General features: G+C 73.2%; 16 protein-coding genes. 6 read left to right on the forward strand and 10 right to left on the reverse strand.

The window, feature by feature from the left end; genetic code table 11:
* Window positions 1–38: 38 nt before the first annotated feature.
* From ACWCXC_RS13965 to ACWCXC_RS14005, 9 genes are all read right to left on the reverse strand, one after another.
* Window positions 39–1,010 carry a glutamate ABC transporter substrate-binding protein gene (locus ACWCXC_RS13965; protein ID WP_450684641.1) on the reverse strand — a complete coding sequence of 324 codons (972 nt, stop codon included), beginning with the start codon at window positions 1,008–1,010 and terminating at the stop codon, window positions 39–41.
* Between the two features lie 86 nt (window positions 1,011–1,096).
* Window positions 1,097–2,491 carry a hypothetical protein gene (locus ACWCXC_RS13970; protein ID WP_450684634.1) on the reverse strand — a complete coding sequence of 465 codons (1,395 nt, stop codon included), beginning with the start codon at window positions 2,489–2,491 and terminating at the stop codon, window positions 1,097–1,099.
* A 367-nt stretch (window positions 2,492–2,858) separates the two neighbouring features.
* Window positions 2,859–3,833, reverse strand: a complete 975-nt coding sequence (locus ACWCXC_RS13975) for an N-acetylglucosamine kinase (RefSeq protein WP_450888828.1) — start codon at window positions 3,831–3,833, stop codon at window positions 2,859–2,861.
* Window positions 3,824–5,089: a 6-phospho-beta-glucosidase gene (locus ACWCXC_RS13980; RefSeq protein WP_450888830.1), complete on the reverse strand. Its 1,266-nt coding sequence runs from the start codon at window positions 5,087–5,089 to the stop codon at window positions 3,824–3,826. The genes ACWCXC_RS13975 and ACWCXC_RS13980 overlap by 10 nt, the downstream gene beginning before the upstream one ends.
* Before the next feature lie 3 nt (window positions 5,090–5,092).
* A complete protein-coding gene (locus ACWCXC_RS13985) occupies window positions 5,093–5,992 on the reverse strand; it encodes a carbohydrate ABC transporter permease (protein ID WP_450684631.1) in 900 nt (299 codons plus the stop codon).
* A 1-nt stretch (window position 5,993) separates the two neighbouring features.
* Complete coding sequence (locus ACWCXC_RS13990; RefSeq protein ID WP_450684630.1) at window positions 5,994–6,935, reverse strand: carbohydrate ABC transporter permease; 942 nt, start codon at window positions 6,933–6,935, stop codon at window positions 5,994–5,996.
* A gap of 10 nt (window positions 6,936–6,945) precedes the next feature.
* Window positions 6,946–8,283: an ABC transporter substrate-binding protein gene (locus tag ACWCXC_RS13995; protein ID WP_450684629.1), complete on the reverse strand. Its 1,338-nt coding sequence runs from the start codon at window positions 8,281–8,283 to the stop codon at window positions 6,946–6,948.
* A gap of 92 nt (window positions 8,284–8,375) precedes the next feature.
* Complete coding sequence (locus ACWCXC_RS14000; RefSeq protein ID WP_450684628.1) at window positions 8,376–9,611, reverse strand: ROK family protein; 1,236 nt, start codon at window positions 9,609–9,611, stop codon at window positions 8,376–8,378.
* A 167-nt stretch (window positions 9,612–9,778) separates the two neighbouring features.
* Entirely contained in the window at window positions 9,779–10,849 is a 1,071-nt protein-coding gene (locus tag ACWCXC_RS14005; protein WP_450684627.1) for a mechanosensitive ion channel family protein, read from the reverse strand.
* Window positions 10,850–11,223: 374 nt separating this feature from the next.
* Between ACWCXC_RS14005 and ACWCXC_RS14010 the strand changes: the two genes are divergently transcribed.
* Window positions 11,224–11,760: an HNH endonuclease gene (locus tag ACWCXC_RS14010; protein ID WP_383633449.1), complete on the forward strand. Its 537-nt coding sequence runs from the start codon at window positions 11,224–11,226 to the stop codon at window positions 11,758–11,760.
* 49 nt (window positions 11,761–11,809) lie between these two features.
* Here the strand turns inward: ACWCXC_RS14010 and ACWCXC_RS14015 are convergent, their stop codons facing one another.
* Window positions 11,810–14,818 (reverse strand): beta-N-acetylglucosaminidase domain-containing protein, encoded by a 3,009-nt coding sequence (locus ACWCXC_RS14015; RefSeq protein WP_450888834.1) that lies wholly within the window; start codon window positions 14,816–14,818, stop codon window positions 11,810–11,812.
* A 310-nt stretch (window positions 14,819–15,128) separates the two neighbouring features.
* Here ACWCXC_RS14015 and ACWCXC_RS14020 point away from each other — a divergent pair, with 310 nt between their 5' ends.
* From ACWCXC_RS14020 to alc, 5 genes are all read left to right on the forward strand, one after another.
* Window positions 15,129–15,428: a hypothetical protein gene (locus ACWCXC_RS14020; protein WP_450684625.1), complete on the forward strand. Its 300-nt coding sequence runs from the start codon at window positions 15,129–15,131 to the stop codon at window positions 15,426–15,428.
* Window positions 15,429–17,573, forward strand: a complete 2,145-nt coding sequence (gene malQ, locus ACWCXC_RS14025; protein ID WP_450684624.1) for a 4-alpha-glucanotransferase — start codon at window positions 15,429–15,431, stop codon at window positions 17,571–17,573.
* Window positions 17,574–17,593: 20 nt separating this feature from the next.
* Window positions 17,594–17,821, forward strand: a complete 228-nt coding sequence (locus ACWCXC_RS14030; RefSeq protein ID WP_383633438.1) for a hypothetical protein — start codon at window positions 17,594–17,596, stop codon at window positions 17,819–17,821.
* A 161-nt stretch (window positions 17,822–17,982) separates the two neighbouring features.
* Window positions 17,983–18,918 (forward strand): LysR family transcriptional regulator, encoded by a 936-nt coding sequence (locus ACWCXC_RS14035; RefSeq protein WP_450888837.1) that lies wholly within the window; start codon window positions 17,983–17,985, stop codon window positions 18,916–18,918.
* Between the two features lie 59 nt (window positions 18,919–18,977).
* Window positions 18,978–20,117 (forward strand): allantoicase, encoded by a 1,140-nt coding sequence (alc, locus tag ACWCXC_RS14040; protein ID WP_450684622.1) that lies wholly within the window; start codon window positions 18,978–18,980, stop codon window positions 20,115–20,117.
* Window positions 20,118–20,151: the final 34 nt, after the last annotated feature.

The following is a 20,151-nucleotide window of genomic DNA, read 5'->3' on the forward strand; positions in this document are numbered from 1 at the left end:
CCCGGTCCGCGGTCCCGGCGGGAACCTCCGGAGGCGTGCTAGGACCGGTACTTCGGCGCGGGCGGCCCCTTGACGCCGGGCAGGCCGTCCTCCAGCCAGGCGCGGTAGGACCGCATCCAGGCGCTGTCCGCCCCGCCCGCGCGGTAGTCGACGAGCACCTGGTTGACCCGGGCCACCAGGTCGTCGGCGCCCTTCTTCGCGGCCACGCCGTAGTACTCGGTGGTGAAGGGGTCACCCTTCAGCTCCACCGCCGGGTCCTGCGCGGCCTGGCCGGCCGCGAGGGCGTTGTCCGTGACGACCGCGTCGACCTCGCCCATCTGGAGCCGCACCAGGCAGTCCAGCTGGTTGGGGACGGTCAGCAGGTCCTCGTCGGCGGCGGTGCCGTCGTGCTCGTCCTTGTAGACCGAGCCGAACGACTCCTTCTCCAGCGCCTCGTAGGCCGTGGACCCCTCGGCGGTGCAGATCCGCTTGCCGGCCAGCGAGGAGTTGAAACCGGTGATCGTCCGGTCCGCCTTCGGGGCGAGGACCTGCTGACCGGCCTGGAAGTACGCCGTGGAGAACGAGACCTGCTTCAGCCGGGCGCAGTTGATCGTCATCGTCCGCACGACGACGTCGACCTTGTCGTTCTCCAGCGCGGCGATGCGCTGGTTGGTCGGGATCGCCCGGAAGATCACCTTGTCCCCGCTGCCCAGGATGTCCTTGGCCAGCGCCCGCACCAGATCGATGTCGAAGCCCTCCAGATCACCGGTCTCCGGATTGCGGAAGCCCCACTGGAAGCTGTTCTGGTCCACTCCGGCGATCAGCTTGCCGCGCTTCTTGATCTTCTCGATGGCTGGGCCGTCGGCGCCCGACGGCGGCAGGCTGGCCTCCGGGTCCGTGCAGTCGTCGGCCCGCGCCTGGACGGCGTGCGCCGTGGCCGCGCCCGAAGCCTCCTGGCCCAGCGCGTCCTTGGTGCCGTGGGAGAGCGGCAGCAGGGTCAGCGAGGCCGTCAGCGCGCACGCCGCCGCCATGGCGCTCACCCCGCCCCAGCCGCGCAGCCGGCGTGGCCGGTCCGCGCGGGCCGCCCCCGGGTCCTTCCGAGTCATCGCTCCCCCTGTCACCGGAACTCCGAGAGCCTGCGGTTGATCCCGACGATGGCCGCGACCGCGCCCACGACCGCCAGCGCCGCGGCTCCGATCGGCAGCCCGCCCAGCGCCCCGCGCCCGTCCTTCGCGGCCTCGGTGAACTCCGCCTGCTCATGCGTGATCGCCTTGTGCAGCGCGTCGTCCACCTGCTTGAAGGACTCGCCCGTCGACCCCTTCGACCCGATGATCAGCTCCAGCGCGGCCTCGTAGTCGCCGGCGTCGTCGGCCTTGCGGGCCGTGCGGTGGCGGGTCTGCCACTCCCCGACCGCCGAGACGGCGGTGGCCACCGGCTCGCTGCCCGGGGCGTCGCCGTCGGCGAGCTTCCCGGCACGGGCCAGCTCCTCGCCCAGCGCCTTCATGCCCGTCCCGTAGTCGGTCTCGTACTTGTCGTTCTTGCCGTCCGCCGTGAGCACCGCACCGCGCGCGACCACAGTCAGGTTCTCATTGGCGCGGGCCTTGAGCGAGTCGATGCGGGCCCGGTTGAGCACATCGAGGGACCGCTGGCCGTGCGCGTCGGCCTGGGCCAGATCGGAGCGCGACACCGTGTGCCCCACCGCCAGCCAGAGCAGCACCACCGTGGCGGCGGCGGTCGCGGCCAGCAGACCGTGGTTGAACACCCGGTTCGTCCTGCGGTAGTTGCGCCGCTGGGCCCAGAACAGCACGGCCAGCGCCACGATGCCGGCGGCCAGCGAGAGATACGGCCAGGTGCGGGCGGCCCGGTAGTCCTGGTCGAGCCGGTCGGTCTCCGCCGTGTACAGCCGCTCGGCGGCCGGCAGCAGGTCGTTCGCCATCTTCTGGTTGGCGTACCGGAGATAGGCGCCGCCCAGCGGCAGCCCCTGCCGGTTGTTGGCGCGGGCCCGCTCGATCAGCCCGGTGTAGCGCGGGAGTTCCTCGTTGAGCTTGGTGATCTCCTGGCCGGAGCGGGTCGAGGCGTCCGTGGTCGCGGCGGCCTCCACCAGCAGCCGGGAGGCGTCGTCGATGTCCTTCACGTACTGGTCGTGGACCTCGCGCGGCTCCTGCGGACCGGCCAGGAATCCGCTCGCCGCCGCGGCGTCGGCGTCGGCCAGCGAACGGTAGATGTCCGCCGCCTTGGCGCTCAGCGGCTGGCTGCGCTCGACCACGTCATTGGCCGCCGCCGCCCGGTCGTTGATCTCGAAGGCCGTGACGGCCCCGAACGCGACGACGAGCAGCGCCAGCACGGCCCCGATGATCTGGAGCCGGCCCGGCTCGGTGGTCGCCGCGGCCCGCAGCCGCTCCGCCACCAGGGTCCGGGCACTGTGCTGCGGTGGTACGGGCACGGCCGCCGGCACCGGCTGCCGCTCCGGCGCGCGCTCGGGCGCCGGGCGCACATTCGGCGGGTATGTCACTTGACCTCCCCCTCGGTCACTGACGGTGGCCCGCCCCCCGGCCGTTCGGGGGACTGGTACCCGGCCAGAAGTATGGCCGCAGGGACCCGCGTCCATCTCGTGAACGCCCGGATCCTGCACCGGTCCATGACGCGACCGGTGGTGACCGGCCGCGGTCCAACAGCATTCGATCAAGCCGCGCGCCGTCGATCAAGCCGATCGGCGGCGCAATCCCCGGGGGCGGAGCGATCTCCCCATCCGTGAACACGCCCGGGACCGCTGATCGGTTCCCGCACGCCGGGGCCCCGGAGCGCCCCGCCGCCCGCCGGAGGGGGCCGGCGGACGGCGGGGCACGGGGGGTGAACGGGGCGTACGGGGCGACGCGGCGTCAGACGTACTGCGCGCGCAGCCTGCGGTGCACCTCGGGCGCCGCACCCGTGTGATCCAGGCCCAGCAGCCCCGCGCCCAGCACCGGGGACTCGGTCACCACCCGCACCACTGCCTTCGGGGCGCGTACGGCGAGCAGTTCGGCGACGCGCTCGTCCACCTGCGGATGGCGGGCGGCGAGCACGCTGCCGCCCAGCACCACCGGCACCTCCTCGTCGAGCAGCCCCAGCCGGGACAGCGCGACCGAGGAGAGCGCCACGACCTCCTCGGCCAGCCGGTCCACCAGGGCGCGGGCCACCGGGTCGCCGTCGCGGGCCGTGGCGAACAGCACCGGCGCCAGCTCGTGCCGGCGCGCGCCCTCGATCCGGCCCAGGTGCAGCGCCTCGATCAGCGCGTACATCGAGTCCAGTCCGAAGTGGGCCGGCAGCGTCCGGGCCAGCTCGGTCGGCTCGCCCCGGCCGTCCTCGGCGCGCGCGGCGTACCACATCGCCTCCTCGGACAGCCCCGAACCGCCGCCCCAGTCACCGGAGATCCGGCCGATCGCGGGGAAGCGCGCGGTCCGCCCGTCCGGCACCATGCCGACGCAGTTGATCCCCGCGCCGCAGACCACGGCCACGCCGCGCGGTTCGTCGACGCCGGCCCGCAGGATCGCGAAGGTGTCGTTGCGCACCTCCACGGTGCGGCCCCAGCCGCGCTCCCGCAGCGCCCCGGTCAGCTCCTCCTCCTCGACCGGGAGATCGGCGTTGGCGAGGCAGGCCGACACATGGGCCACCGGCCCCGCGTCCGGACCGGCCGCCGCCAGCACCCGTTCCACGGCGGCGCCCAGCGCGTCCACCGCCGTCCGGACGCCGACCACCGGAGGCTGGAAGCCGCCCCCGCGGGCCGTGGACAGCACCGTGCCGTCCGCCCCGATGAGGGCCACATCGGTCTTGCTGTTCCCCGCGTCGATCGCGAGGACGGAACCGTTCACGCCCACGAAAGGTGCTCCCGGTTGTGCGCGATCAGCTTGTCGGTGAGCGCCTCGGCGTACGCGAACTGGCCGATCAGGGGGTGCGCCAGCAGCGCCTTGAACACCCGGTCGCGGCCTCCGTGCAGCGCGGCCCGCAGCGCCAGGTCCTCGTACGCCGTGACATCGGCGATCAGCCCCGCGTACAGCGGGTCCACGGCGTCCACGGCGAGCGGCACCGCACCCGAGCGGTCGACCTTCGCCTGCACCTCGATCACCGCGTCGTCCGGCAGGAAGGGCAGCGTGCCGTTGTTGTACGTGTTGACCACCTGGTGCGCCGAACCGCCGCCGCCGAGCAGCGAGGCCGCCAGGTCGACGGCCGCCTCCGAGTAGAAGGCGCCGCCGCGCTTGGCGAGCAGTTCGGGCTTCTCGTCCAGCGCCGGATCGCCGTACATCGTGAGGAGTTCCTTCTCCATCGCGGCCACCTCGGCCGCCCGCGACGGCTTGGTTCCCATCTCCCGCACGACCTCGTCGTGCGCGTAGAAGTACCGCAGGTAGTACGAGGGGACGACGCCCAGCCGGTCGACGATCGCGCGCGGCATGTGCAGATCGTCCGCGATCGCGGCACCGTGCTCGGAGATCAGCCGGGGCAGCACGTTCTCGCCGCCGGGGCCGCCGAGGCGCACCCCCAGCTCCCAGGTCAGATGGTTGAGGCCGACGTGGTCCAGGTGGACTTCGGCGGGGGCCACGTCCAGCAGCCGGGCGAACTTGCGCTGGAAGCCGATCGCCACGTTGCACAGGCCGACGGCCTTGTGACCGGCCTGGAGCAGCGCCCGGGTGACGATGCCGACCGGGTTGGTGAAGTCGATGATCCAGGCATCGGGATTGGTGCGCCGGACCCGCTCGGCGATGTCCAGGACGACCGGGACGGTGCGCAGGGCCTTGGCGAGGCCGCCGGCCCCGGTGGTCTCCTGGCCGACGCAGCCGCACTCCAGCGGCCAGGTCTCGTCCTGGTTACGGGCGGCCTGGCCGCCCACGCGCAGTTGGAGCAGGACGGCGTCGGCGTCCGCGACGCCCGCGTCCAGGTCGGCGGTGGTGACGATCCGCCCCGGGTGCCCCTGCTTGGCGAAGATCCGCCGGGCGAGGCCGCCCACGAGGTCGAGCCGGTCGGCCGCCGGGTCGACGAGCACCAGCTCCTCGACCGGCAGCGTGTCGCGCAGCCGCGCGAATCCGTCGATCAGTTCGGGGGTGTAGGTGGACCCGCCACCCACTACTGCGAGCTTCATGGTTCAGCCCTTTACTCCGGTCAGTGTGACGCCCTCGACAAAGGCCTTCTGTGCGAAGAAGAAGACGACGATCACAGGGGCCATGACCAGAACGGTCGCGGCCATGGTCAGGTTCCAGTCGGTGTGGTGCGCGCCCTTGAAGGACTCCAGTCCATAACTCAGCGTCCAGGCCCCCGGGTTCTCGGAGGCGTAGATCTGCGGGCCGAAGTAGTCGTTCCAGGCGTAGAAGAACTGGAAGAGGGCGACGGCGGCGATGCCCGGCTTGGCCATCGGCACCACGACGCGCAGCAGGGTGCGCAGTTCGCCGCAGCCGTCGACCTTGGCCGCGTCCAGGTACTCGTTCGGGATGGTCAGCAGGAACTGCCGCAGCAGGAAGATGGAGAACGCGTCCCCGAACGCCATCGGGATGATCAGCGGCCAGAGCGTGCCGGACATGTCCATCTGCTTGGCCCAGAACAGGTACATCGGAATCACGACGACCTGCGGCGGCAGCATCATCATCGAGATGACGAGCAGCAGCGACAGATGCCGGCCGCGGAAGCGGAACTTGGCGAGCGCGTACGCCACGGGCAGCGAGGACACGACGGTGAGGACGGTGCCCAGACCCGCGTACAGGAGGGTGTTGCGCCACCAGGTCAGGAATCCCTCTGTTTCGAATACCTGTTTGTAATTGCTCCATTCGAAGGGATGCGGCCACAGATCGCGGGTGAGTGCCTGCTGGTCGCTCATCAGCGAAGTGAGCACGAGGAAGACGAACGGCAGCACGAAGAAGAGTGCCGCGGCGACGCCGAGTGCGTGCACACCGATCCAGTGCAGCAGCGCCTTGCGGCGTGCCGTGCGGGCGGCCGGGGTCTCCGGGGCGGCGGGACCGGCCGCCCGGGGGGTGTCGAGGACCTGCGCCATGTCAGTCACCTGCCTGGATCAGTCCGCTGCGGCGCCGCATCAGCAGTGCGGTGAACGCCATGGCGAGCACGAAGAGGACGAGCGCGACCACACAGGCGGAGCCGTAGTCGAAGCGCTGGAACCCGAGGTTGTAGACGAGCTGCGGAAGGGTCAGTGTCGACTTGTCGGGATAGCCCGGTTCGAACTGCTGCCCGGAGCCGCCCATCACGCCCGACGCGACCTTCCCGGCCACGAACGGCTGGGTGTAGTACTGCATCGTCTGGATGACGCCGGTGACCACCGCGAACATGATGATCGGCGAGATGTTCGGCAGGGTGACGAAGCGGAACCGCTGGAACGAGCCCGCCCCGTCCAGCTCCGCCGCCTCGTACTGCTCCTTCGGTACGTCCAGGAGCGCGGCCATGAAGATCACCATCAGGTCGCCCACGCCCCAGACCGCGAGGGCGGTCAGGGCCGGCTTGGACCAGGTGGGGTCGGTGAACCAGCCGGGCGTGCCCAGACCGAGGGCGCCCAGGACCGAGTTGACCGGTCCGGTGCCCGGGTTGAGCAGGAAGACGAAGCCCAGGGTGGCGGCGACCGGCGGCGCCAGGTACGGCAGGTAGAACAGCGTCCGGAAGACGCCGGCGCCCGTCTTGATCTTCGTGATCAGCATGCCGACCCCGAGGCCGAAGACCACCCGGCAGGCCACCATGACCACGACCAGCCAGAGCGTGTTGCGCAGGGCGGGCCAGAACATCGGGTAGTCGCCGAAGACGAACGACCAGTTCTTCAGGCCGCTGAACTCGGGGGGCGTGAAGCCGTCGTAGCTGGTGAAGGAGAAGTAGACCGTGGAGATCAGCGGGTAGGCGAAGAAGACGCAGAACCCGATCAGCCACGGCGACATGAAGGCCGCCGTGCGAAGCGCCGCGCGGCGGCGCTTCGCACGGAGTGTGTACGTGCTCATCGCTTCGGCTCTACTTCGCCTGGTCGATCGCCGCGTCGATCTCCTCGGCGGTCTTCTCCAGACCCGCCTTGATGTCCGTCTGCTTGCCCTTCTCGACGTCGAAGCCGAGGTTCTGCAGGGACGTCAGGTACGCGCCGCCGTTCACGGAGGGAGGCGTCGTGGTCGACTTCGGGTTGGCCGCGATGTCCAGGAAGGTCTTGAAGCGCGGGTCGTACGTCAGCTTCGGGGACTTCAGCGCCTCCAGCGTGGAGGGCACGTTGTGGATGGCGTTGGCGAAGTTCACGACCGCGTCGGTGTCGGTCGTCATGAACTTGACCAGCTCCCAGGCGGCGTTCTGCTTCTTGGAGGTGGCCGCGATGCCGGCGATGGTGCCGGTCAGATAGCCCTTGCCGTAGCCGGCGGCGTCGTCGTCCGCGACGGGCATCGGCGCGACACCGATCTCGAACGCCGGCTTGGTCTCCTCGGCCATGCCGAGCCGCCACTCGCCGTCCAGCTGCATGGCCACCTGGCCGGTGTGGAACGGGTGCTTGGCACCCCACTCGTCACCGAAACCGGTCCGGAACTTCTCCAGCTTCTCGTAGCCGCCGAGCAGGTCGACGAGCTTCTTCTGGTTGGTGAGCATCGCAGCGAACGCCGGGTCCTTCGCGATGTTGGACTTGCCGTCGGCGTCGAAGTACACCGGGTTCCAGCTGCCGAGGTAGTGCTCGGTCGTCGACTCGTAGCCGTGGTAGTTCGGCATGAACCCGAGCTGCTCGTACGAGTCGCCCTTGGCCTTCGTCAGCTTCTTCGCGTCGGCCGCGAACTCCGACCAGGTCTTCGGCGGGCTCGCGATCCCGGCCGCCTTGAAGGCGTCCTTGTTGTAGTACAGGCCGTACGCGTCACCCAGCAGCGGCACCGTGCAGCGCACGCCGTTGAACTGGGTGTACTCGTTCATCGCCTTCGGGAAGGTCGCGTCCGGGTCGATCCCGTCCTTCTTCAGGAACGGGTTGAGGTCGACGAACGCCTTCGACGAGCAGAACTTGCCGACGTTGTTCGTGGTGAACGAGGAGACGACGTCCGGCGCCTTGGAACCGCCCGCGCGCAGCGCCTGGTTGATCTTGTCGTCGGTCATGTTGCCGACGGCCTTCACATGGATGTTGGGGTGCGCCTTCTCGAAGGCGGCGATCGTCGCCTCGATGCCCTTCACCTCGTTCGGGGCGCTCCAGCCGTGCCAGAAGGTGATGGTCGTCTCCTTGGAGGCGTCATCACTGGCACCGGAGTCGCTCTGCCCCGTACAGGCGGAGGCGAACAGGGCTATCGCGGCGGTCGCGGCGAGTGCGGCGACCGGCTTCCGGCGGTTTCCGGACATGGTGGTGTCTCCCGGTGAAGGGTTGGGACGGGGAAGGGACCTGCGAGAGGCATACGAGAGGGGTACGGGGGTGGCCCGGGGGAGCCGGGCGGTCAGCGCGAGGTGTCGAAGACCTCGTCGCGGGTGGTGACGAGGGCGCTCTCCAGAGCGCCCCGCAGAACGGGACGGTGGGTGACCCGGCCGGCGATGAGCCGGGGCCGGGACGCGGCGAGCTCGGCCAGCTCGGCCGCCACCCGGAGCCGCAGCGGCTCTCCGCCGAGGGCGATCAGCTCGCCGGACAGGACGACGACCTCGGGGTCCAGGACGGCGACGAGGGAGGCGAGACCGGTGGCCAGACCCGTGGCGTAGCGGTCGAGCAGCACGCTGTACGGCCCCTCGTAACCCCGCTCCACGGAGGCGGAGGCCCGCTCCACCAGTCCGGCGGCGATCTCGTGGTGGGTGCCGCCGGCGCGGACCGCCTCGTCGTCGATGCCCAGCTCGCGCGCCAGCCTGGGCAGCACCTGGGCACCGGCCAGCTCCTGGAAGCCGCCCGCGTTGGCCTTGGTGACCTGGCGGACCAGCGGGGCTCCCGGCACCGGCAGGAAGCCGACCTCCCCGGCGCCGCCGGTGAAGCCGCGGTGCAGCCGGCCGTTGATCACGAGGGCGGCGCCCAGCCCCTCCTCGTTCCACAGCAGGACGAAGTCGTCGTGGCCCCGCGCCGCGCCGCGCCGCTGTTCGGCCACCGCGACGAGGTTGACGTCGTTCTCGTACTCGACGGGCATCGGCAGGAAGGCGGCCAGCTCCTCCAGGAGGGTGGGGGAGTGCCAGCCGGGCAGGTGCGACGCGTACCGCAGCCGCCCGGTCCCCGGGTCGAACGCCCCCGGGGTGCCGATGACGACCCGGTGCACGTCCGACCGGGTCAGCCCGGCGTCCTTGACCGCCCCGTCGAGCGCCCGCGTCACCTGCCCCACCACGCTCTCGGCGCGCCGCCCGGGGGCCCGGCCGGGGGTGCGCAGCTCGAACTCCCCGACCGTCTCCCCGGTCACATCGGCCACGGCGGCGACGATCCGGTGCGCGTTCACATCGAGCCCGGCCACGTGCGCCGCCGACGCGTTCACCGCGTACAACTGCGCGTTCGGCCCCGGCCGCCCGGCCGCGGTCCCCGTCGCCACGACGAGTCCGGCCGCCTCCAGACGGGCCAGCAGCTGCGAGGCGGTCGGCTTGGACAGCCCCGTCAGCTTCCCGATCCTGGTGCGCGACAGCGGCCCGTGCTCCAGCAGCAGATCGAGGGCGGCCCGGTCGTTCATGGCCCGCAGAACGCGGGGGGTGCCCGGCGTGGTTCCGGCCATGTCACTGCACCTGCCCTCTGTCGACCTCTGTTAGGAAACTTTCCTATTCGGTGAGAGGACCGTAGGGCGCGGGTCACCGAAGCGTCAATGGCCCGCACCGGGGTGGCAACCAAAGCGTTACCTGGGCCGGTGCGGGCCATGAGGCGGAAGGGGAGGGAGGGCGGTGGCTACTTCGCGATGTTCGGCGACGACGGCGGTATCGGGGTCGTCGCCAGGGACTGGGGAGAGGTCGCGGAGGCGAACGCCGAGGGAGCGGACATGCCCGCCGTGGGGTCGGCGGGGGAGGGGGCCTCGGACTGGGCGGGGATCTCGCCGATCATCTGGATGCCCGCCCGGTCGAAGGCGTGCTTGATGCGCCAGCGCAGTTCGCGCTCCACACCCACGGACTTGCCGGGCATGGTCTTCGCGCTCACCCGGACCGTCACGGAGTCGAGCAGGACCGCGTCCAGGCCCAGGACCTCGACCGGGCCCCACAGGCGCTCGGTCCACGGGTCCTCCTTGGCCATCGCGGCGGCGGCCTCGGTGATCAGCTCGCGGACCCGCTCCAGGTCCTCGGTGGGGCGGACCTGGACGTCGACACCGGCGGTGGACCAGCCCTGGCTCAGGTTGCCGATCCGCTTGACCTCGCCGTTGCGCACATACCAGATCTCGCCGTTGTCGCCGCGCAGCTTGGTCACGCGCAGACCGACCTCGACCACCTCGCCGGAGGCGACGCCCGCGTCGATGGTGTCACCGACGCCGTACTGGTCCTCCAGGATCATGAAGACACCGGAGAGGAAGTCGGTGACCAGATTGCGGGCGCCGAAGCCGAGGGCCACGCCCGCCACCCCGGCCGATGCCAGCAGCGGGGCCAGATTGATCTGGAAGGCGCCCAGGATCATCAGGGCGGCGGTGCCGAGGATGAGGAACGAGGCGACCGAGCGCAGGACGGAACCGATCGCCTCCGAGCGCTGCCGGCGCCGCTCCGCGTTGACCAGCAGCCCGCCGAGTGCGGTGCCCTCCACCGCCTGGGCGCTGCGGTTCATCCGCTCGATGAGCTTGGTCAGGGCGCGGCGGACCAGGATGCGCAGCGCGATGGCGATGGCGGCGATGAGGACGATCCGCAGACCGGTGTTGAGCCAGGTGGACCAGTTCTCCTCGACCCACCCCGCGGCATTGCCGGCCTGCTTCGCCGCCTCGTCCAGCGAGCCGCCCGGCTCGGGCGACGGTGCGGCGGCCAACAGGGCGGACAGGGACACGGTGAGACCTCCGGTTGGACGAGCGCGGGACAACCACACTAACGGGGCAACCGGAATGGTCGGTTGCCGTGATCGAGGGGAGAGACGCGGCTCACCCAGGGAGGCGGAAGAGGCGGACGGGCCGTGGCGCGGGGGGCTCGGCACGGCGCACACGGGCGTCCTGTGGCCGATCGCACACCCCGCGCGCGCCCGGACCGGGGGCGCACGAGCACCTGATCCGGCCCGTCGCCGCGCACGGAACGCGACGTTCCGGAGAAAAATCCCTCCAGCCCGTTACCCGCACGTGGTGGCGCTCCTACCAGGCAGGAGGGGAGACTGAGACCGGATCGTCCCGGCGCGAGCCACGCGCCGCCGGCGTACAAGGAGGCGTCCACGTGCCGCATGTCCTGGTTCTCAACGCGTCGTACGAGCCGCTCGGCGTCGTACCGCTCCGCCGCGCACTCGTCCTCGTCCTGGAGAACAAGGCCATCTGCCTGGAGGAGTCCGGTGCCTTCATGCACAGTGCCACCCGCGTCGTCCCCGCCCCCAGCGTCGTCCGTCTGAAACGGTTCGTGCGCATCCCCTACCGGGGGCCGGTCCCCCTGACCCGCCGGGCGCTCTTCGCCCGGGACGGCGGACGCTGCATGTACTGCGGCGCCGCCGCCACCAGCGTCGACCACGTCATTCCGCGCAGCCGCGGCGGGCAGCACGCCTGGGACAACGTGGTGGCCGCCTGCCGCCGCTGCAACCACGTCAAGGCCGACCGCCACCTGCCCGAGCTCGGCTGGCGGCTCCACCAGGAGCCCGCCCCGCCCACCGGACTGGCCTGGCGGATCATCGGCACGGGCCACCGCGATCCACGCTGGCTGCCCTATCTCCAACCCTTCGGCGCCGATGACGCGATGGCCCGGATCGACGGCGTGTCCGCCTGAGATCCGGGCCGTCGCGTCTTCGGGCGTGCGGTCGGCGGGGCCGTACGGGTCACGGGGCGTCCGTCACCGCGTACGCCCGGACCGACCAGAGCGAGTAGCCGTACGCGGTGGCGCGCCCGTCGCCCTGGACCCGGAGGAAGCGGGTGTCCTTCGCGTCCATCCGGACCGACTCCCGCCCGCCCCGGCCGTCCCGGACGGTGGCCGCCGTGCGCCAGGTGCGGCCGTCCGCCGAGACCTGTATGCGGTAGCGGGAGGCGTAGGCGTCCTGCCAGTCCAGCACCACCCGGCCCACCCGGGCCGGGGCGGGCAGCTCGGCCTGCCACCAGGAGCCGTCCTCGGCCGGTGAGGACCACCGGGTCTCCGGGTCCCCGTCGGTCGCGGCGGAGGCCGGGAAGTCCGGGGTCTCGTCGGCGGACGAGGACGCGGTGGCGGTGCGCAGCAGATCGGGGCCGCCCGTGCGGGGGAAGGCGCGCACGGTCAGCGTGGTCTCCTCGGCGCCGAAGGAGAGCGGCACCTCGTACGACCCGGCGGGGGTGCCGGCCGGGACGGTGACCTCCACCGGCACCTCGGTACGGGAACCGCGCGGGACGGTCGTCCGCTCGGGCAGCCGCACCGTGATGCCCTTCGGGGCCTTCGCGGTGAGCGCACCCCGCACCTCGGCCGGCCGCCGGGCCGAGAGCCGGGCCGCCACCTTCTGCGGTCCGCCGCCGATCTCCGCGTCCGTCTCGTCGCGCTCCAGATCGAGCCGGGCCACCGGTTCGTCGCCGAACCACGGCACGAGCGCCCGCACCGCGGGCGCCACCGCCCCGGCGGTGGGCGCGGCGCCCGCCAGCGGCGGAATGACCAGGGGCGGCGGGGTGACGATCACGGGGGAGGCGGACGGCCAGCTGATCCGGACCGCGTCGACCCGCAGGCCCTGACCGGACGCCTGGGTCCAGCCGCTCGCCGACAGGGTGCCGAGCGCGCGCCAGCCCTCGCCCGGCACATGGGCCTGGACGGTCGTCCCGGCCGCCGGCGCCTCGCCGTCCGGCTCCGTCATCGCCGTGACCGCCTCCAGCGGGCGGACCCGGTCCAGCCGGACCGTATAGCTGCCCGGCGCCTCGGTCACCTCGCCCCGGCGCCGGTCCGAACCGGTCCAGGCGTCGGCCTCCTCGCGCACCCGGTCCAGGAACGGCCCGAGCACCCCCTTGCCGACCGTCGCCCCGCCCGCCTTCACCGCCCGGACCGCCGGTTCCAGGGCCAGCGAGGCCCGCCAGGCCGCCCCCCCGTCCCCGCGCGCCTGCGCCAGCAGGAGATCCACGGCCAGTTCACCCGCCCGGCCGTAGCGGGACAACTGCTCGCTCCAGGGACGCACTTCGTCGTCGAGCCGCCCGCCGGCCAGCCCGGCCAGCCGCTGCGGGGTCTCGCGCATCACCGTGAACGCCCCGCGCAGCCGGTGCGCCGCCTCCTCGCGTCCGGCCGCGCCCTCGGGCCTGCGGGACGCCCAGAACGCGTCCAGCAGCGGACGCAGATATGCCGACTCGTCGCCGCCCAGCACCGACCCCGCGCTGTTGCCCGCCAGCGCGCGCAGCGCGTCCCGGCTGCGGGCGTCGCCGCCCGCGAGGTCGTCCAGGGCCGCCTGCCAGGACTCCTGCGGCCGATAGCCCTTCGGGTTCCAGGCGAAGTCGGCCGCGGTGAACAGCGGTATGCGCGAGGCGGACGGCTGCTCCATCGCGTTGGCCAGCAGCGCCGCCGAGCCGGTGGCGACGGCCGGATCGCGGCCGGTGTACGGGCCGAGGAAGATCCGGTCCTGCGCGTAGTCGTTGACCGGGTAGTTGTCCATGGTCACCAGCGGGTGGCGGAACGCCGAGCGGGCCCCGGCCAGTTCGCCGCCGGTGATGGTCCTCGGCACCACCCCGACCCCGGTCCAGGCCACCTGCACCCCGGGGTCCAGCTCGCGGGCGAGCGCCGTGCGGTAGTCCGTCGCCCCGTCCTGGTAGAACTCCGTCGGCATCATCGACAGCGCTTCCGCGCCCGGATGGCGCTCCGCCAGATGCCGGGCCACCGCGCTCACCACCCGCGCCTGCGCGCGGGCCGCCGCCTCGGGGCCGCTGCCGAAGGTGTCCGCGTCGGCCGAGCAGTGCCACTCGCTGTAGCTGACGTCCTGGAACTGCACCTGGAACACCCGGAACCCGAGCGCCCACATGGCATCGATCTTCTTCGTCAGCGCCTTCAGATCGCGGTCCGAGGACAGACACATCGACTGCCCGGGGGCCACGGCCCAGCCGAGCGTCACATGCTCGGCGGCGGCCCGCTCGGCCAGCGCCCGGAAGTCGGCGCGCCGGTCGGCGGGGTACGGGTCGCGCCAGCGGTCCTGGCGGTACGGATCGTCGCCCGCCGCGTAGAGGTACCGGTTCTGCTTGGTGCGCCCCATGAAGCCGAGCTGGGCCAGCCGGTCCTGCTGCGACCAGGGCTGCCCGTAGAAGCCCTCGGTCATCCCGCGCACCCCGCCGGCCGGCCAGTCGCGGACCGCGACCCCGGCGACGCGCCCGTCCGTGATGAGCTGACGGAGCGTCTGCACGGCGTGGAACAGCCCGTCCTCGCCCGCCCCGTCGACGGCGACGGTGTCCCGGCCGGCGACCCGGCCGACCGCGATGCGGTAGCCGCCGGAGGGGAGATCGGCGCGGTCCGGCGCGTGCAGGGCGCGCAGCGCCTGCGCGGCGCCGCTCCCGCCGAACCGGATCACCGGGCCCTTCCCGGACGGCCCCGTGGAGACGGTGCGCACCCCGGCGTCGCCCAGCATCCGGCGCAGCGCGGTGACCGCGTACGGATCGGCGTCGTCGGAGGCCAGCAGCGTCACCTCGTCGGAGAGCCGGACCGCCGGGCCGGCCGCCGTGATGCTCTGCGGCCTCGGCCAGACGGCGGGCGGGGCCGTCCCGTCCTCGCGGTCGGGCGTGGTGACGGCGGGCGTGCCGGGCGCCGAGGGGGCGGCGACGGCGGCCGGGGTGCCGGCGGAGAGCAGCCCGCCGAGCACGGCCACGGCGACCGCCGTCGCGTGCTTCCTGCCCCTGAGCCGCATGCCTGTCTCCCTCGCTTCCCGCCGGTGGGCTCCGAGCCCACCACCCGCGCGCGAGGGTGTCAATGCACGTGGTCGTTGTGGTGCAAATGCCCGATGTGGCATGCGGGGTGAACGAGGTGTGAAGGACACCCGTACACGCGAAAGACGACGCCGAATGGCCGAAATCGACGGACGTCTTGCGGGCAACCGGCGCCCGGGGAACGGAATGTGACCCGGAGCACGTTGAACTCGTTGTCGTAACGCCTACGTCTGCGGACCTGTCCGCGGGGTAGGCCTGCTGTGTCCTGTTCTCCACGGCCAGGAGGCCACCATGCCCGCCGCAGCGCAGCTTCTGCTCTCCGCCCTGTCCCCGCAGGCGCCGGACCCCGCCCCGCTGATCAGCGCGTCCCCGGCCACCCTCGCACCCTCCCCGCTCACCAGCGAGGCCCCGCTCGCCGACGCCATACCCCTGACCAGCGAGCCCCCGCTCGCCGACGCCACCCCGCTGACCAGCGAACCCCCGCTCGCCGTCCTCGCCCCGCTGACCAGCGAGCCGGCCTCCTCCGGCAGCGCCGCCTTCGCGGACGTGCCCGGCCCGCGCGCGGAGGGCTCGTCCTACCCAGGAGTCTGAATGGGCTTGTCCCGGCTCGCCGCCCTGCACGGCGTCGCCACCTCCTTCTCCCCGTCCGCCGATGTCACCGTGCCCGTCCCCGAGGGGACGGTCGTGGCCGTGCTCGCCGCCCTCGGCGTCGACGCCACCACTCCCGACGCGGTACGGGACGCGCTCGCCGCCGCCGAGGCCGCCGCCGCGTCCCGGCTGCTCCCGGACACCGTGGTGGTGTGGGAGGGCGAACCGCTGCCGGCCGCCCTCACCGCGCTGCCGCCCGGCACGGAGCTGACCGTGCGCCTCGAAGACCCCGACGCGCCCCCGCCACCCCCGATGCGCGTCCCCGCCACGGGCGCGGCACCGACGGTTTCCGGCCAGGATTCCGGCCGGGCCGCCCCACCGCCCCGCTGGTGGACCCAGCCGCCCCCCGGCGTCCACCGGCTGACGCTCCGCGCCTCCGGGGCCCGCGTCGAGAGCCGTACGCTCGTCGTCGCCCCCGCCCGCGTCCCGCAGCCGCCCCGCCGCAGCCACGGCTTCCTCGTCCAGCTGTACTCCCTGCTCTCCGCCCGCTCCTGGGGCATGGGCGACCTCGGTGACCTGGCCGACCTCGCCGCCTGGTCCGGCCGCGCCTTCGGCGCCGGCTTCGTCCAGGTCAACCCCCTGCACGCGGCGGTGCACGGCACCCCCACCGACCCCTCGCCCTACCGCCCCTCCTCGCGGCGCTTCCCCGACCCGGTGCACCTGCGCGTCGAGGCCGTCCCGGAGTACGGGCACGTGGCCGACCCCGCCGCCCTCGCCACCCTGCGCAGACGCGCCGACGAACTCAGCCGGGCCGTCCTCGACAAGGGCGCGCTGATCGACCGGGACGCCGTCTGGGCCCTCAAGCGCCAGGCCCTCGACCACATCCTCGACGTCCCCCTCACCCCCGGCCGCCGGGCCGCCTACTGCGACTTCCTGGCCGCCCAGGGACAGGCCCTCGACGACCACGCCCTCTGGTGTGCCCTGGCCGAGACGCACGGCTCCGACTGGCACACCTGGCCGGCCGGACTGCGCGACCCGCGCTCCAAGGAGACCGCCCGCGCCCGCGCCGAGCTGATGGACCGGGTCGACCACCACTGCCGGCTCGCCTGGCTGACCGACTGCCAGCTCGCCGAGGCGCAGCGCGCCGCCGAGGACGCCGGAATGGCCGTCGGGATCGTCCACGACCTCGCCGTCGGCGTCCACCCCGGCGGCGCCGACACCTGGGCCCAGCAGGACGCCTTCGCCCTCGGCATGTCCGTCGGCGCGCCGCCGGACGCCTTCAACGCGCACGGCCAGGACTGGGGCCTGCCGCCCTGGAACCCCGGCGCCCTCGCCGCCTCCGGCTACGCCCCGTTCCGGGGACTGCTGCGCGGGCTCCTCGCCCACGCCGGGGCCCTGCGCATCGACCACGTCATGGGACTGTTCCGGCTCTGGTGGGTGCCCGAGGGCCGCCCGCCCACCGAAGGTACCTACGTCTCCCACGACGGCGAGGCCATGCTCGCCGTCCTCGTCCTGGAGGCCCACCGGGCCGGTGCCGCCGTCCTGGGCGAGGACCTCGGCACGGTGGAGCCCGGCGTCCGCGAGGCCCTCGCCCGCCGCGGCGTCCTCGGCACCTCCGTGCTCTGGTTCGAACGGGACTGGTCGGGCACCGGACGTCCGCTCGCCCCCGAGGAGTGGCGCGAGGACTGCCTGGCCACCGCCACCACCCACGACCTGCCGTCCACCGCGGCCCGGCTCACCGGCGACCATGTGACGCTGCGCCACCGCCTCGGCCTGCTCGCCCGCCCCCTGGAGCAGGAGCGCACCGAGGACGGCGCCGAGACCGCCGAATGGCTCGCCCTGTTCACCCGCCTCGGCCTGCTCCCCGAGGGCGGTGACGACGAGGAGGCCGCCGTCCGGGCCGTCCACCGCTTCCTGCTCCGCACCCCCGCCCGGATGACCGGGGTCTGGCTGCCGGACACCGTCGGCGACCGCCGCCCGCAGAACCTCCCCGGCACCTGGGACCAGTACCCCAACTGGCGGCTTCCCGTCGCCGACGCCGAGGGCCGCCCCGTCACCCTGGAGGAACTCGCCGCCTCACCCCGGCTGCACCGGCTGATGGACACCCTCGGACCCCGTACGGCACCCCCGGGCGCGCGGCCCGCGTAGGCGTTCGCTACGTTTGCACCGTGGACAAGAAGAACGCTATGCGCGCCGGCGCCGTCGCCGCCGGAACGACGCTGATGATGCTGCTGATGTCGTCCCCCGCGCTCGCGCTCACCCGCGACGACGGTGACGACCCCGGTTCCGGCCTGAGCGTGATCGACACGATCGGCCTGTTCGTCGTGGCGCCCATCGTCCTGTTCGCGGTCATCGCGGGCCTGGTCATGGTCCTCGACAAGTCCAAGAAGGCCTAGGCCCGTATGGAGTTCCCCGTCGTCCGCCCGGAGGGCGGGCGCGGCGGCGAACTCCCTCCGGGCGCCGGGCCCCCACGCGTGCGCCGCCGGTACACCCGTACCGCGCGGCGCATTCGGCTGTCCGGGCCCGGGACGCGGGCCCGTCCGGAGAGGCCGGGCCCATGACCGAGTGGGACGTCAGGAAGCTCCGCATCCTGCGCGCCCTGCACGAGCGGGGCACCGTCACCGCCGCCGCCGAGGCTCTGCGGATGACCCCGTCCGCCGTCTCCCAGCAGCTCTCCGGCCTCTCCCGGCAGCTCGGCGTCCCGCTGCTCGAAGCGCGCGGCCGGCGCGTCCGCCTCACCGACGCCGCCCACCTCGTCCTGCGCCACGCCGAGGCCGTATTCGCCGAACTGGAGCGCGCCGACGCCGAACTGACCGGCTACCGGCGCGGCGAGGCCGGCGAGGTCCGCGTCGCCGCGTTCGCCACCGCCGTACCCGCCCTGGTGGTGCCCGCCGTGCAGCGACTGCGCGCCGGGGAACGCCCGGGGCCGGACATCCGCGTGCGGGAGGCGGAGGCCGCCCAGGCATACGAACTCCTCGCCGCCGGAGACGTGGACGTGGCGCTCTCGCTGGCCGCGCACGCCCCGACCGCCCGCGACCCCCGCTTCACGGTGCTGCCGCTGCTCGCGGACCCGCTGGACGTGGCGCTGCCCGCCGGGCACCCGCTCGCCGCCGCCCGCGGGCTCCGGCTCGCCGACCTCGCGGCCGAACCCTGGATCTTCGGCGGCTCCGGACCCTGGTCGCAGATCACCACGGCCGCCTGCGAGGCCGCCGGCTTCGTCCCCGAGCAGGCCCACAGCGCCTCCGGCTGGACCGCGATCCTCGCCCTGGTCGAGGCGGGCATGGGGGTCGCGCTGGTACCGCGCATGGCCTCGGCCGAACGGCAGGGGCGCGACGGGGTGGTCATGCGCGCCCTGGACGCCGACCGGCCCCGCCGCCACGTGGTCGCCGCGGTCCGCCGGGGAGCCGAGGCGGGGCCCGCGGTGGCCCGGGTGCTCGAAGCCCTGCGCACGGCCGCCGCACCCCACACCGGGCCGACCGTTCAGAAGGACTGAACGGTCTGTGCGGAAACTTTCGATGGACCCGGTGCCCCGGGCCGTAGAACAGTGACCGCATGACCCTGCAGCAGGACGCCACCCACCCCGAGGATCCCCACGCCAACGACGCGGCCCCGTACGGCGGAGGTGACCCCTACGCCGACTACCGCACCGCCGACCTCCCGTTCACCCATCTCGTCGACCTCGCCGACCGCCGGCTCGGCGCGGGCGTCATCGCGGCCAACGACGAGTTCTTCGCCGAGCGCGAGAACCTGCTGGTCCGCGAGCGCGCCGTCTTCGACCCCGAGCGCTTCGGCCACAAGGGCAAGATCATGGACGGCTGGGAGACCCGCCGCCGGCGCGGCGCGGACGCCACCCACCCCTTCCCCGCCCCGGACGAGCACGACTGGGCCCTGATCCGCCTCGGCGCCCCCGGCATCGTGCGCGGCCTCGTCGTCGACACCGCGCACTTCCGGGGCAACTACCCGCAGCGCGTCTCCGTCCAGGCCACGTCCGTCCCCGGCGCGCCCGGCCCCGACGCCCTCCTCGCCGACGACGTGAAGTGGGAGGAGATCGTCCCGCCGACCCCCGTGCGCGGCCACGCCGCCAACGGCTTCGAGATCACCGGCGGACGCCGCTACACCCATCTGCGTCTGTGCCAGCACCCCGACGGCGGCATCGCCCGGCTGCGCGTGCACGGCGAGGTCGTCCCCGACCCGGCCTGGCTCGCCGCTCTCGGCACCTTCGACCTGATCTCGGTCCTCAACGGCGGCAGCTGCGAGGACGCCTCGGACCGCTTCTACTCCTCGCCGACCCAGATCATCCTGCCCGGCACCTCCCGCAAGATGGACGACGGCTGGGAGAACCGCCGCCGCCGCGTCCGCGACACCAACGACTGGGTCCGCTTCCGGCTGCCCGCCCAGGGCGCGGTCCGCGCGGTCGAGATCGACACCGCCTACCTCAAGGGCAACGCGGCCGGCTGGATCGCCCTCCAGGGCCGCAACGGCGAGACGGGGGAGTGGTTCGAGATCATCCCGCGCACCCGGCTCCAGCCCGACACCCTCCACCGCTTCCCGCTCCACGCCCAGGCCGTCGTCACCCACGTCCGCCTCGACGCCTTCCCCGACGGCGGGATCGCCCGCATGCGCCTGCACGGCTCCCTCACCGAATCCGGCACGGCGGAACTGACCGCCCGCTACGAGGAGTCGAGCGCCTGACGCCTGACGCCTGACGCCTGACGCCTGACGCCTG

The organism is Streptomyces sp. NPDC001515 (assembly GCF_053597115.1).

Coding starts and splice junctions, on each gene's coding strand:
- ACWCXC_RS13985 (WP_450684631.1), bottom strand. CDS start 5,992: ATGGCGCAGGTCCTCGACACCCCCCGGGCGGCCGGTCCCGCCGCCCCG.
- alc (WP_450684622.1), top strand. CDS start 18,978: ATGACCCTGCAGCAGGACGCCACCCACCCCGAGGATCCCCACGCCAAC.
- ACWCXC_RS14020 (WP_450684625.1), top strand. CDS start 15,129: ATGCCCGCCGCAGCGCAGCTTCTGCTCTCCGCCCTGTCCCCGCAGGCG.
- ACWCXC_RS13995 (WP_450684629.1), bottom strand. CDS start 8,283: ATGTCCGGAAACCGCCGGAAGCCGGTCGCCGCACTCGCCGCGACCGCC.
- ACWCXC_RS13990 (WP_450684630.1), bottom strand. CDS start 6,935: ATGAGCACGTACACACTCCGTGCGAAGCGCCGCCGCGCGGCGCTTCGC.
- ACWCXC_RS13965 (WP_450684641.1), bottom strand. CDS start 1,010: ATGGCGGCGGCGTGCGCGCTGACGGCCTCGCTGACCCTGCTGCCGCTC.
- ACWCXC_RS13980 (WP_450888830.1), bottom strand. CDS start 5,089: ATGAAGCTCGCAGTAGTGGGTGGCGGGTCCACCTACACCCCCGAACTG.
- malQ (WP_450684624.1), top strand. CDS start 15,429: ATGGGCTTGTCCCGGCTCGCCGCCCTGCACGGCGTCGCCACCTCCTTC.
- ACWCXC_RS14015 (WP_450888834.1), bottom strand. CDS start 14,818: ATGCGGCTCAGGGGCAGGAAGCACGCGACGGCGGTCGCCGTGGCCGTG.
- ACWCXC_RS14035 (WP_450888837.1), top strand. CDS start 17,983: ATGACCGAGTGGGACGTCAGGAAGCTCCGCATCCTGCGCGCCCTGCAC.
- ACWCXC_RS14000 (WP_450684628.1), bottom strand. CDS start 9,611: ATGGCCGGAACCACGCCGGGCACCCCCCGCGTTCTGCGGGCCATGAAC.